Origin of the sequence: Aeromonas sp. R5-3 (assembly GCF_040908225.1) — a bacterium.
Classification (GTDB): domain Bacteria; phylum Pseudomonadota; class Gammaproteobacteria; order Enterobacterales; family Aeromonadaceae; genus Aeromonas; species Aeromonas dhakensis.
This window is the reverse complement of the sequence record NZ_JBFODH010000024.1, coordinates 37,741-49,984: the sequence shown is the minus strand read 5'-3', so window position 1 is coordinate 49,984 and position 12,244 is coordinate 37,741. Positions and strand designations below refer to the sequence as shown.

The window sequence follows — 12,244 nt, the reverse complement described above, 5'->3', positions numbered from 1 at the left end:
GGGATCAGACGAGGTCAGTCTTTCTTGGCCAGCAGGAATTTCACCAGCTGGTTGAACTGATCCTGGGAAGTAATGGATTCGATTTTCACCATGTACTTGCCGTTGACCAGGAAGGCCGGCACACCGCGGATGTTGTAGCTCTCGGTGTTGCGGTCAAACTGGGAGACCATGCCGGAGACGGCGAAGCTGTCGACGGCACCGTCGAACTCTTCGGCCGGTACGCCGTTGTCCACGAAGATCTGCTTCACGTCGGCGCGGCTCTGCGGGATCTGACGCTGGGTGTGGATCTTGTCGAAGATGGCCGGGGTCAGCTTGCCTTCAACGTTCAGCAGGCTGGCAACGGCGTAGGCACGCTGCATCTCCGGACCCATTTCGCGGCCCAGGAAGGCCACCGGGTTCTTCTTCATCGGCACGCCTTCCGGCAGGTTCTTCTTCAGATCCTCGGCAATCGGCTCGAACTTGGCGCAGTGGGGGCAGTAGTAGGAGAAGAACTCCAGTACTTCCGGCTGGGCGCTACCGGTCTGCTTGACCACATCATAGTTGACGCCTTCCTTGAATTCGGGGGCGGCGTGAACCATGGGCATCATCAGCATGGCAGCAAGGAAAAACAGAATTTTTTTCATGACGTTTCCTGTTAAGGGATCACTGTGAGGCACGCCCGGCGAACCGAAGCAGTGCCAAGCCTATTGCGTCACCACTGCACAGTCAATGATCAAGCAGGGGGTGCGAGTCCCATCCCTCGCGCACCAGGTCGTCAAGCTCTCTCCCCGGTGCCCGCGTCAGCGCGAACGCCTTGATAGGCTGCCGCGGGTCTGCGGCAGGCATGGCGAACGGCCGGCAACCCGCCACATCACCAGCCCGGCATCAGGGTCAGGGGCGGCGCCTTGAGCGCCTCCAGCTGATCGTGCAGGGTGGCGATCTGCTGGCGCCAGTAGTGCTCGGTGTTGAACCAGGGGAAGTGGCGGGGGAAGGCGGGATCCTCCCAGCGCCGCGCCAGCCAGGCCATGTAGTGAACGATGCGCATGGCCCGCAGCGGCTCGATCAGCGCCAGCTCGCGCGGGTCGAACTCCATGAACTCCTCGTAGCCCGCCAGCAGGGTATCGAGCTGGATCTGCTGCTCGCTGCGCTCGCCGTTCAGCATCATCCAGAGATCCTGGATGGCGGGGCCGGTGCGGCAGTCGTCGAGATCGACAAACATGGGACCGTCGCGCCACAGGATGTTGCCCGGATGACAGTCGCCATGCAGGGAGATCTGCGCCACATCCAGGGTCATGGCGTCACTGACATGCTTGATCAGCTCGTCCAGCACCCCGAAGAATTGCTTGGCCAGCCCGCTCGGCAGCCACTCGCCGGACGCCAGCAGCTGACGCGGCTCGTGCAGCATGGTCTCCACGTCGAGCCGGATCCGGTGGTGAAACGGCTTGCTGGCACCGAGCTGATGGATGCGGCCGAGGTAGCGCCCCACCCACTCCAGCTGGTCGAGGTTGTCCACCTCGAACTGGCGCCCCCCCACGCTCTGCCAGATGGCAAACGGGTAGCCCTGATGCTCCAGCAGGGTCTCGCCGGCAAAGGCGAGCGGAGCGGCGACCGGGATCTCCGCTTCGCACAGGCGAGCGGCAAACTCGTGCTCCTCGAGGATCTGGGCCCGGCTCCAGCGGCCGGGACGATAGAATTTCACCACGTAGCGGCGACGATCCTCGTCCTGGAACTGATAAACCCGGTTTTCGTAGCTGTTGAGCTCGATGAGGCCCGAGTCGAGCCGCAGACCGCTGAGGTCCAGCGCATCCATGATGAGGTCGGGAGTGAGATCGGAATAGTTGAAACGCATGTCATCCACCATGAGAAAGGGGCGCCGTTGCGCCCCATTCTATCACTACTGTCCGCCGTTGCCGTGCCTGGCGGTGTGCCTTGCCGTCACAACCGGCTGATGAACTTGCTGGGCTGGCGCAGGGTCCCCTTGCTGTCGTCCGGCGCCGCCCCTTCGCGTTTGAGCACGAAGCGGATGTCCAGAGTCGGCTTCTTCAGGTTGAAGGGGTCGACGGCCACGCTCACCGGCAGGGTATAGATCTCGCCGGCCTTCAGGGTCACCTCGCGCGGACCGAACCACTCGTGCTCCGGCAGCCCCTCCACATCCAGCTGATAGGTCTGGGGATGCAAGGTCTTGTTGAGGATCTTGAGGGTATAGGTGTTCTCGATGAGCCCCTCGCTGTTCTCGCGGAACAGCTGGTTGCGATCCCGCAGGATGTCGAGCCCCATCGGCATGATGGACATGGCGTTGTAGACGAACACCCCCAGCATGATGGCCATCACCAGGCCGTAACCGATCAGCTTGGGCCGCGCCACATGGGTGGAGTCATTGGCCAGCTTGTGCTCTGTGGTATAGCTGATGAGCCCTTTCGGATAGCCCATCCGCTCCATGGTCTGATCGCAAGCGTCGACGCAGGCGCCGCAGTTGATGCACTCGTACTGCAGGCCGTCGCGGATGTCGATGCCGGTCGGGCAGACCTGCACGCACAGATCGCAGTCGATGCAATCCCCCAGTCCCAGCGCCTTGGGATCGGCCTTGCGGGAACGGGCACCCCGGGTCTCGCCGCGCTTGGTGTCATAGCCGACGATGAAGGTGTCCTTGTCGAACATGGCGGACTGGAAGCGGGCATAGGGGCACATGTGAATGCACATGATGGCGCGCATCCAGCCGGCGTTGCCGTAGGTGCAGGCGGCGAAGAGCACCACCCAGAAGATGACCCAGCCGCTGGCCTGCAGGGTGAAGAAGTCAGGCACCAGCTGGAACACATCCTGGAAGTAGGCGACGAAGGTGAGGCCGGTACCCAGCGACAGCAGGAGCCAGGCCAGGTGCTTGGCCCCCTTGCGGGCCAGCTTCTCGCCGTTCCAGGGCGAGGCGTCCAGCTTGCGGCGCTTGTTGGCGGAGCCTTCCAGCTTCTCTTCGAACCAGATGAACATAAAGGTCCACACCGTCTGCGGACAGAGGTAGCCGCACCAGACCCGCCCCAGGAAGGTGGTCACGAAGAAGAGGGCAAAGGCGGCGATCATGAAGACCCAGGCCAGCAGGGTGAGATCCTGCGGCCAGATGGTGGCGCCGAAGATGTGGAACTGCTGATGGCCGATATCGAACAACACGGCCTGTCGACCGTCATAGCGCAACCAGGGAATGGCGACGAAGAGCACCACGAAGAACCAGCCCATGGCCTTGCGCATCCGCTGCCAGTAGCCGGTCTGGGCCCGGACATAGATGCGGTTGCCGGGGTTGAACCTGTCGTCGCTGGCTTTGAAGGTATTGGGGTTGAACGTCCCCGTTACATCGCCGGTGACATCCTTGATATCGATCTTGTCCTGGTCGGCCATTGCAACACTTCGCTCCATTAATTAATTGTTATGGGGCGGATTATATCTTAAACAGCCTGCTAATTGTGTGGGTAAAATGTATCTAATGTTCGAGTGGTGTCGCAATTTCAAGCAACAAAAAAGACGTATCGCCAGTTGACGAAACGCCTTTTTAAGAGATTCCTTTGAAAACCATCAAGCTTCCAGCAAGCGCACTCTTTACTTGATGCCGCGGGCCTTGAGCAGGGCTTCCTTGAAGTCGGGCACGTGGTCCTTGGCCAGACCGGGGATCATCGCCTGCTTGTCGGACTCACGCATCTTGAGGTGGTAGATCAGCATGTCGTCGGTCAGCTCGGACAGAGGCCCTTCAAATCCCGCTTCTTCGGCCAGTTTGGCAACAAACTGTACCAGGCTGAGATCCTGTTCCTTGATCCAGGCAGGCTGCAACAACTCCAGCAGCTCTTCGATACGATGACATTGCATAGACGACCTCTTTAATCTGTCTTGTGAAACTCAGGCAACCTTACCCATCAAGGCTACTTCGATACGATCCCGCCCATTATGCTTGGCCTGATAGAGGGCCGCATCCGCTTTTTGTATCAGCTCGCTGATGGAGAGGGTCTGATCCGGCACCAGGGTCGCCACCCCGAAACTGCAGCTGACCCGACCGGAAACCAGGGACTTCTGATGGGGAATGCTCAACTCCTTGAGGGCCACCCGCACGTTCTCGGCGATCTGCATGGCCCCCTGCATGCTGGTGCAGGGCAGCAGCAGCGCAAACTCCTCGCCACCGTAACGGGCGGCGAGATCGTCCTCCCGCCGCTGCACCTCGGCCAACAGACCCGCCACCTGCTGCAGGCACTCATCCCCCAGCTGATGGCCGTAGAGATCGTTGAACTGCTTGAAGTAGTCCACATCCACCAGCACCAGCGACAGGGGCGCCCTAGCCCGGTGGCAGCGACGCCAGGCGCGCTCGAGGCAGTAGTCGAGGTGGGCCCGGTTGGCGATGCCGGTCAGCCCGTCCAGCCGGGAGGTGAGCTTGAGGTGCTCGGAGACCGCCTTCAGTTCGGCCACCAGGTCGGCGTTGGAGAAACGGTGATAGAGGGAGGCCACCTGATCCCGCCGCAGGCGACGCAGCAGGGTCGGCAGGAAGACGAACAGGTAGCCGGCCAGCATGCTGGAGACGATCCGCTCCTGCTCGTTGCCCGCCCCCAGTTCGAACACCATGGCGAGCCCGAGCGGCAGCACGGCTCCATAGAGGGAGCGGCGACTGCCGAACAGCATGATGGCACTGCCGGTGAGGATCAGGCTGGCGAGCATCATCATGGCGGCACGATAGGTATCGGGCAGCTTGTCCATGTAGAGCAGCACGCCCAGCGCCCAGATGATGGAGGTGATGGTCACCCCGATGAAGAGTTCGCGCTCCAGCACCGGCAGCGGGATCTGTGCCAGCCTGGGCTGGCGCCAGCGCAGATGCCAACCCCGGCAGAGCAGCAACAGCATCACGCTCGCCAGCCAGCCGAGCGCCTCGCTGGCGGGCAGGTAGTCGTGGAACAGCAGGCTCCAGCCAAGTGCCAGCAGACCCAGGCAAGGCAGGCTGAATGAGGCGTGGGTATAGAGCTGGGCCATGATGGCCTGCTTTACCTGACGTGTCACACTCTGGGTCAACTGCGTACTCCCTGTACAAGAGCCGCACAGTCTACCACTACCCCTTCGGAGCCAACAATAAAACGTCCGTTATTAAGCGGTTAGTCAGCCTCGCTCCAGCTCGTCGAGGATCGGGCACTCGGGATTCTCGTCCCCGTGGCAGCAGCCGACCAGCCCCTCGAGGGAGCTGAGCATGGCCTGCAGGCCGGCGATGCGGGCGCGCAGATCGACGATCTTCTCCTGCGCCAGCTTCTTCACCTGGGCGCTGGTTCTGTGCTCGTCCCGATAGAGCGCCAGCAGCTCCTGACACTCCTCCAGATTGAAGCCGGTCTCCCGCGCCCGCTTGACGAAGCGCAGCTCGCGCAGGGCCGAGTCGGTGTAACTGCGGTAACCGTTGTCACTGCGTACCGGCGCCGAGATGAGGCCGATGCTCTCGTAGTAGCGGATGGTCTTGGCGGTCAGTCCCGTCGCCTTGGCTACCTTGCTGATGTTCATGGATGACTCCTTAACGGTTCGATTCAGTGCTGACATGGTGGCTGGCATGGGCGAGCGCCCGCGGTTGCCAGCGTTTCAGTAACAGGGAATTGCTCAAGACTGTGATGCTGCTCAGGGCCATGGCCGCCCCCGCCAGCTCGGGGCTGAGGTAACCCAGCGCCGCCAGCGGAATGCCGATGATGTTGAACACGAAGGCCCAGAACAGGTTCTGCTGGATGGTACGCCAGGTGGCCGCCGAGATGTCGATGGCATCGGCCACCAGCCGCGGATCAGAGCGCATCAGGGTGATGGCGGCGGTCTCCATCGCCACATCGGAGCCGGAGCCCATGGCGATGCCTACATCCGCCGCCGCCAGCGCCGGAGCGTCGTTCACCCCGTCTCCCACCATGGCGACCAGCCCGCGGGTTTGCGCCCGCAGCGCCTCGACTTTTTCCACCTTGCCGGCCGGCAGCACGGAGTCAAACGCCCCGTCCAACCCCAGCTTGGCGGCGATATGGGCCACCGGCGCCGGCGCATCACCGCTCACCAGCCAGCTGGCGATGCCGCGCTGGCGTAGGGTAGCGATGGCCTCGGGGCTCTCCGGTCTCAGGGTATCGGCCAGGGCCGCTATACCGGCCACCACGCCGTCGATGGCCACCCAGACCCGGGTCGCGCCGTCGGCGGCTTGTTCATCCTGTTTTGGTACGTCAATGCCGAGCTGGGCCAGCAGACTGGCATTGCCGATGGCGACCGAATGATCCGCCACCTGGCCGACTATGCCGGCACCGACCCGCACCTCCACCGCCTCCGGCTGGGGCAGCACGGCATCCTGACCGACCGCCTCGCGCATGGCCAGCGCCAGCGGGTGCTCGCTCGCCTGCTGCAGGGCGGCGGCGAGGCGCAGTTGCTCGTCGTTGCCGCTCCAGCTGGCCAGCACCGGCCGGCCCTGAGTGAGCGTGCCAGTTTTGTCGAAGATCAGCGCCTTGATGGCGTGGGCCTTCTGCAGGGTATCCACATCCTTGATCAGAATGCCGTGGCGCGCCGCCACCCCGGTGCCGGTGACGATGGCGGCCGGCGTGGCCAGTCCCAGCGCGCAGGGGCAGGCGATCACCAGCACCGCCACCGCCGCCAGCAGCGCCTGACCGAAGTCGTTGCCGATGGCGTACCACACCAGCAGGGTAAAGAGGGCGATGGCCATCACCACCGGCACGAACACGGCGGAGACCTTGTCCACCAGCTGCTGCAGCGGGGCCTTGCCCATCTGGGCGCTCTCCACCAGGGCGATGATCTTGCTGAGGCTGGAGTCCTCCCCCACAGTCGTGGCCTCGATCTCCAGCACGCCGGAGCGGTTGATGGCGCCGCCCAGCACCTTGTCGCCCTCGCCGCGGGGCACCGGCAGGCTCTCGCCGGTGAGGATCGACTCGTCCAGCTCGCTCTCGCCGCTCAGGATCTTGCCATCCACCGGCACCCGCTCACCCACCAGCACCCGCAGCCGATCGCCGCGCAGCACCTCGTCGATGGCGACGCTCTGCCAGCTCTCACCGCGCCAGACGGTGGCAGTTTCCGGCCGCAGTGCCATCAGTTCGCGAATGGCGGACTGGGTGCTGCGTCGGGCCCTGGCTTCCAGCAACTTGCCGAGGGAGATCAGGGTGATGATGATGGCGCTCGCCTCGAAATAGAGCTGGCCGCTGGCGGCCATCCCCAGGGTCAGCAGCAGATAGAGGCTGTAGAAGTAGGCCGCGCTGGTACCGGTCGCCACCAGCACGTCCATGTTGGCGGAGCGGTTCTTGATGGCGAGCCAGGCACCGCGATAGAAGCGAGCCCCGATCCAGAATTGCACCGGGGTGGCGAGCACCAGTTCGAGCCAGGCGGGCAGATGCCAGGGCAGCAGACCGGCCATGGCCAGCATGCCCGCCAGCAGCGGCAGGGTCAGCAGCGCCGAGACGATGACCCGGGTCTGCGCCTGACGGGCACTGGCGGCCTCCTGCGCTTCCCGCTCCAGCAACTGCTGACGGCGGCCGCTGGCCGAGCCCTGCGCCAGCTGGGCACCAAATCCGAGGGCTTCGATCTGCTCGCGCAGGGCGGCGGGGGTTTGCATCCCGGGCACCAGCACGATACGGGCCTGTTCGAGCGAGAAGTTGACGTCGGCTGAGATGACGCCCGGCAGTGCGGCCAGCATCTTGTTCAGACGGGTCGAACAACCGGCACAGGTCATGCCGCTGATCTGGAAGGAGAGCGTCTCGTGGCCATAGTCATAGCCCTGTGCCTGAATGCTCTCCAGCACAGCCGGCAAACGGTCGGGGCTGGCCAGGTCGATAGCGGCCTGCTCCAGCGCGAAGTTGACAGTCGCCTCGACCCCCTCCAGCTTGTTGAGGGCGGTCGTGATGCGGCTGGCGCAATTGGCACAGCTCATGCCTGTGAGCGGCAGCTGCAGATGGATGGGTAATTGAATATGAGTGGTCATCTTGTTCCTCCCCGGAACCCGTCGGCCAGAACGAGCACCGACCAGCAAACCCTAACCTTTACTCTAAGGGTAAGCTCAAGCCACCTGACTCACTTTTTACAGATGAAAAAACGGCGCCCGTTTGCTGCCAGGGAGCAAACGGGCGCCGCATTCAACTATTACGCGGTGTGACCGGCTCAGATGCCGTACTGGGCGCGGTACGCCTTCATGGCAGCCAGTTGTGTAGCCAGCTCCGGCTGCTCGGCCTGCTTCTCTTCCAGATAAGCGATCAGGTCGCTCATCTGGATGATGGCGATGATGTGGGCGCCGTAGTCACGCTCCACCTCCTGAATGGCGGAGAGCTCGCCCTTGCCCTTCTCCTGACGGTCAAGCGCGATCAGCACACCGGCCAGGGAGGCGCCGTTGGCCTGGATCAGATCCATGGATTCGCGGATGGCGGTGCCGGCGGTGATGACGTCGTCCACCAGCATGATGCGCCCCTTGAGCGGGCTGCCCACCAGATTGCCGCCTTCACCGTGATCCTTGGCTTCCTTACGGTTAAAGCACCAGGGCACGTCCACGTCGTGCTGCTCCACCAGCTGCACTGCGGTGGCGGAGGCGATGGGGATCCCCTTGTAGGCCGGGCCAAACAGCACGTCGAACTCGATGCCGGCATCCATCAAGGCGGCGGCGTAGAAGCGGCCGAGACGGGCCAGATCGCGGCCGCTGTTGAACAGGCCGGCGTTGAAGAAGTAGGGGCTTTTACGACCGGATTTCAGGGTAAATTCACCGAATTTGAGGACCTGTTTCTCCAGGGCGAACTCGATAAATTGACGCTGGTAGGCTTTCATTCTGGCTCCTTGCTTGGCTTGTCGTTTACTTTCGTGGGGTATAAAAAAACGCGGACAATGCCGCGTTTTTAAAATCATGCAAGTGACTGCTTCTGCAGCGCAATGATGTCGGCGATGCCGCCCTTGGCGAGCGCCAGCATCTCCAGCAGCTCTTCGTGGGTGAAGGGCTCGGCCTCCGCGGTGCCCTGCACCTCAATGATGCGACCATCTTCGGTCATCACCACGTTCATATCGGTCTCGGCGGCGGAGTCTTCGATGTACTCCAGATCGCAGATGGCTTCCCCTTCGAACATGCCGACGGAGACGGCGGCGATCATCTGTTTGAGCGGGCTCTGCTTGATCATGCCCTTCTCCACCATCCAGTTCAGCGCGTCCACCAGCGCCACACAGGCACCTGTGATGGCGGCGGTACGGGTGCCACCGTCGGCCTGCAGCACGTCGCAGTCAACTGTGATGGAGTGCTCGCCCAGCGCGGTCAGGTCTACCGCGGCGCGCAGGGAGCGGGCGATCAGGCGGGAGATCTCCAGGGTGCGGCCGCTCTGCTTGCCGGAGGCCGCTTCGCGGTTCATCCGGGAGTGGGTGGAGCGCGGCAGCATGCCGTACTCGGCGGTGACCCAGCCCTGGTTCTTCCCTTTCAGGAAGCGCGGTACGCTGGTGTCGACGCTGGCGGTGCAGAGCACGCGGGTGTTGCCGAACTCCACCAGCACGGACCCTTCAGCATGCTTGGTGAAGTGGCGGGTAATGGTGACCGGACGAAGCTGCGCGGCAGTGCGATCGCTGGGACGTGACATGGGACGGACCTCTGGGCTGGCTGAATTGGCGCAGGAGTATAAGTGATCCCAGCCCAAATATCAGCCGCTAAAACCACGCTGTCGGCTGACGGAGCAGGCCTGGCTGAGTATACTGGCCCCACACTTCATCAAGCCCGGAACAATCAATGATTCACAGCATGACCGCCTACGCCCGCAAGGAACTCAAGGGCGACTGGGGCACAGCCGTTTGGGAAATTCGTTCGGTCAACCAGCGCTATCTGGAGACCTACATTCGCCTGCCGGAACAACTGCGCAGCCTGGAGCCGGTTCTGCGTGAGCGCTTCCGCGCCAAGCTGCAGCGCGGCAAGGTGGAGTGCAACCTGCGCTTCGAGGCCGCCCAGGCTGCCGCCAGCCAGCTGCACATCAATGAAGAGCTGGCCAAGCTCATCATCGACAGCGCCAACTGGGTGATGAAAGAGGCTGGCCAGGGCCAGCTCAATCCGGTCGACGTGCTGCGCTGGCCGGGCGTGATGGCTGCCGCCGAGCAGGACATGGACGTGGTCGCCACCGAGCTGCTCGGCGGGTTTGACCTGACCATGGAAGATTTCCTCGCCTCCCGCGCCAGCGAAGGGGCCAACCTCAAGGCGCTGATCGAACAGCGCCTGGCCGGCATTCAGGTGGAAGTGAAGAAGGTGCGCGTGCACCTGCCGCAGATCATCGAGTGGCAGCGCCAGAAGCTCACCGACCGGCTGGCCGAGGCCAAGGTGGAGCTGGATCCGGCCCGCATCGAGCAGGAGATCGTCATGCTAGCCCAGAAGATCGACGTGGCCGAAGAGCTGGATCGGCTGGAGATGCACATCAGCGAGACCAACAAAATCATGAAGAAGGGTGGCGCCTGCGGCCGTCGTCTCGACTTCATGATGCAGGAGTTCAACCGCGAGTCGAACACCCTCGGTTCCAAGTCCATCAACGCCGAGGTGACCCAGTCCGCCGTCGAGCTGAAGGTGCTCATCGAGCAGATGCGCGAGCAGATCCAGAACATCGAATAATACCGGTTCGATAGCGTGAAAAAGCCATTGGAGACAATGGCTTTTTCTTTTTATGCGGAGCAGGCGAGCACAGGGAGCGCGCAGGCGGTGGGCTCGGCCTCCGGGCCGAGATCCCGCACTATGTCGTGGATCACCGCATCCAGCTGATGAAGGCTGTGATGATGAGGCAGGATGATGAGGTGGGAATGCTCGCCCGAGGTCGCCAGGCAATGGCGCTTCCAGGTGCGCTCCGAGGGACGCGGGAAGACCACGGTAATGGAGTGCGGATGCCGCCAGGCCGGCACCCCCTGCTGATTCAGCCGCTCTACCAGCTGCTGGGCCATGGCCAGGCAGCGCCCGGTCCGCTCACGCCACTGGGCCAGCGTCCGTCCCTTGATGGCGGCCCACATCAACAGGGGCGTGAAGCCGTTGCGCGATCCGCTGATGGTCTGATCGCTGGCCGAGATGTAGTCCACCTCCACGGCGATGCGATCTACAAAACGCCGCCTGGCCAGCACGATGCCGCACGGGATCGGCGACCCCATCATCTTGTGGCCCGAGACACTGATGGAATCGATGCCGTCGGCAAATGAAAAGGCCGGCGCATCGTCCACAAACGGCAGTATCATACCGCTCAGAGCCGCATCCGCGTGCAGGTAGTAGTCCTGACGGGGGATGCCGATGGCCGACAGCCGCCGCTGAATGGCGCCAATGTCGTCGACCGCCCCCTTCATGGTGGTACCGATATTGGCAAATATGATGGGATGACGCTCGCCATCATCCACTATCTGCTCTGCCAATTTATCGCAGTCTATTTCCCCGGTGGGCAGTGTGGGAATTTCCTTGGCCTTGATCCGCAGCAACCTGATTATTTTGGCAACCGAATAGTGTGTCTCTTGTGAATAATAGAGGGTGCCTTCAGGAAACAACTCTCTGGCAAGATAACAGCCAAACATATTGCCTTCGGTACCGCCATTGGTCACATAACCCCAGCTCTGCTCTGGCGGGATTGAAAATAGCGATGAGAAATAGTTCATGACCTCCCGCTCAAATTCGAAGGTATTGAGCAAATAATTTCCAGGCGCCCCCCAGTCGCCACAGTTATTGATAGAAAACTGTAAAAACTTGTGCAGCTTGGAATAATCAAAGTCGGCAGCCTCCGGATAACCGACATTGAAATATTGATGGGTAAGGCAGAACTGCCAAAACTGCTCGAGCCTGTGCTGATCTTCTGCTGACAGCGTCATGATGGTGTCCGTGGCGAGCGCCATGACCTGGCGCCGCCCTTGCTGAATGATAAGAGCAATGCGTGAAATTGATTGAATATATACAGCCAGTCAGGCCGCCTGGGAGCCGCTCAGGATCGCCCACCAGGCTGACAGGGTGGGCCTGCGCGCCAGCTCGTCAAAGCCGACATCGACCCCCTGTGCCTTCAGCTCTGCGGTAAAGCGCATGATGCTGAGGGAGTCCAGCCCATACAGCACCAGACTCTCCTCCGGATCCAGTTCCCCCTCCTCCACCAAGCTCTGTACTCGTTCATTCAACCACTCACGGGTCATGAATGTTGGTCTGCTCATGTTATTTCCTCACTGTCTGTCATGGTTATTTCTAGTCGTGATTGTTTAATCAACGCCCCCACCAAATTGCTAAAAACTGGATCGATTACTGTCAAAAAAGAGGTCCCGTCATACCGGCCTGAAATACCTT

At 62.1% G+C, this 12,244-nt stretch carries 12 protein-coding genes; 1 reads left to right on the top strand and 11 read right to left on the bottom strand.

The features are described from left to right. Positions 1-14: 14 nt before the first annotated feature. The 9 genes from AB5Y95_RS16990 to rph all read right to left on the bottom strand — a co-directional run bounded on the left by AB5Y95_RS16990 (position 15) and on the right by rph (position 9,548). A complete protein-coding gene (locus AB5Y95_RS16990; protein ID WP_017784248.1) occupies positions 15-623 on the bottom strand; it encodes a thiol:disulfide interchange protein DsbA/DsbL in 609 nt (202 codons plus the stop codon). A 227-nt stretch (positions 624-850) separates the two neighbouring features. Continuing rightward, entirely contained in the window at positions 851-1,840 is a 990-nt protein-coding gene (locus AB5Y95_RS16985) for a serine/threonine protein kinase (RefSeq protein WP_017781290.1), read from the bottom strand. Between the two features lie 74 nt (positions 1,841-1,914). Next, positions 1,915-3,363, bottom strand: coding sequence for a cytochrome c oxidase accessory protein CcoG (gene ccoG, locus AB5Y95_RS16980; RefSeq protein ID WP_005306854.1), 1,449 nt, complete (start codon positions 3,361-3,363; stop codon positions 1,915-1,917). 198 nt (positions 3,364-3,561) lie between these two features. Continuing rightward, positions 3,562-3,825 carry a YihD family protein gene (locus AB5Y95_RS16975; RefSeq protein WP_005306857.1) on the bottom strand — a complete coding sequence of 88 codons (264 nt, stop codon included), beginning with the start codon at positions 3,823-3,825 and terminating at the stop codon, positions 3,562-3,564. Positions 3,826-3,855: 30 nt separating this feature from the next. Beyond that, the gene (locus tag AB5Y95_RS16970; protein ID WP_005306862.1) at positions 3,856-5,010 is read right to left on the bottom strand and encodes a GGDEF domain-containing protein; all 1,155 of its coding nucleotides are present in this window, start codon (positions 5,008-5,010) and stop codon (positions 3,856-3,858) included. Positions 5,011-5,094: 84 nt separating this feature from the next. Continuing rightward, on the bottom strand, positions 5,095-5,484 hold the full coding sequence (gene cueR, locus AB5Y95_RS16965; protein ID WP_005306864.1) for a Cu(I)-responsive transcriptional regulator: 390 nt from the start codon (positions 5,482-5,484) through the stop codon (positions 5,095-5,097). Between the two features lie 10 nt (positions 5,485-5,494). Beyond that, positions 5,495-7,927: a heavy metal translocating P-type ATPase gene (locus tag AB5Y95_RS16960; protein ID WP_368161647.1), complete on the bottom strand. Its 2,433-nt coding sequence runs from the start codon at positions 7,925-7,927 to the stop codon at positions 5,495-5,497. Between the two features lie 176 nt (positions 7,928-8,103). Continuing rightward, positions 8,104-8,757: an orotate phosphoribosyltransferase gene (gene pyrE, locus AB5Y95_RS16955; protein ID WP_010635696.1), complete on the bottom strand. Its 654-nt coding sequence runs from the start codon at positions 8,755-8,757 to the stop codon at positions 8,104-8,106. 74 nt (positions 8,758-8,831) lie between these two features. Further along, positions 8,832-9,548 carry a ribonuclease PH gene (gene rph, locus AB5Y95_RS16950; RefSeq protein ID WP_005306873.1) on the bottom strand — a complete coding sequence of 239 codons (717 nt, stop codon included), beginning with the start codon at positions 9,546-9,548 and terminating at the stop codon, positions 8,832-8,834. A gap of 146 nt (positions 9,549-9,694) precedes the next feature. Between rph and AB5Y95_RS16945 the strand changes: the two genes are divergently transcribed. Beyond that, complete coding sequence (locus tag AB5Y95_RS16945) at positions 9,695-10,558, top strand: YicC/YloC family endoribonuclease (RefSeq protein WP_368161646.1); 864 nt, start codon at positions 9,695-9,697, stop codon at positions 10,556-10,558. Between the two features lie 50 nt (positions 10,559-10,608). Here the strand turns inward: AB5Y95_RS16945 and AB5Y95_RS16940 are convergent, their stop codons facing one another. Beyond that, positions 10,609-11,808 carry a histidine decarboxylase gene (locus AB5Y95_RS16940; RefSeq protein WP_368161645.1) on the bottom strand — a complete coding sequence of 400 codons (1,200 nt, stop codon included), beginning with the start codon at positions 11,806-11,808 and terminating at the stop codon, positions 10,609-10,611. Between the two features lie 66 nt (positions 11,809-11,874). Continuing rightward, on the bottom strand, positions 11,875-12,114 hold the full coding sequence (locus AB5Y95_RS16935; RefSeq protein WP_368161644.1) for a phosphopantetheine-binding protein: 240 nt from the start codon (positions 12,112-12,114) through the stop codon (positions 11,875-11,877). Positions 12,115-12,244: the final 130 nt, after the last annotated feature.

Bases quoted from the DNA above. Each gene is read 5' to 3' on its own strand.
- AB5Y95_RS16990 (WP_017784248.1), bottom strand. From the start codon at position 623: ATGAAAAAAATTCTGTTTTTCCTTGCTGCCATGCTGATGATGCCCATG.
- AB5Y95_RS16985 (WP_017781290.1), bottom strand. From the start codon at position 1,840: ATGGTGGATGACATGCGTTTCAACTATTCCGATCTCACTCCCGACCTC.
- ccoG (WP_005306854.1), bottom strand. From the start codon at position 3,363: ATGGCCGACCAGGACAAGATCGATATCAAGGATGTCACCGGCGATGTA.
- AB5Y95_RS16975 (WP_005306857.1), bottom strand. From the start codon at position 3,825: ATGCAATGTCATCGTATCGAAGAGCTGCTGGAGTTGTTGCAGCCTGCC.
- cueR (WP_005306864.1), bottom strand. From the start codon at position 5,484: ATGAACATCAGCAAGGTAGCCAAGGCGACGGGACTGACCGCCAAGACC.
- AB5Y95_RS16960 (WP_368161647.1), bottom strand. From the start codon at position 7,927: ATGACCACTCATATTCAATTACCCATCCATCTGCAGCTGCCGCTCACA.
- pyrE (WP_010635696.1), bottom strand. From the start codon at position 8,757: ATGAAAGCCTACCAGCGTCAATTTATCGAGTTCGCCCTGGAGAAACAG.
- rph (WP_005306873.1), bottom strand. From the start codon at position 9,548: ATGTCACGTCCCAGCGATCGCACTGCCGCGCAGCTTCGTCCGGTCACC.
- AB5Y95_RS16945 (WP_368161646.1), top strand. From the start codon at position 9,695: ATGATTCACAGCATGACCGCCTACGCCCGCAAGGAACTCAAGGGCGAC.
- AB5Y95_RS16940 (WP_368161645.1), bottom strand. From the start codon at position 11,808: ATGGCGCTCGCCACGGACACCATCATGACGCTGTCAGCAGAAGATCAG.
- AB5Y95_RS16935 (WP_368161644.1), bottom strand. From the start codon at position 12,114: ATGAGCAGACCAACATTCATGACCCGTGAGTGGTTGAATGAACGAGTA.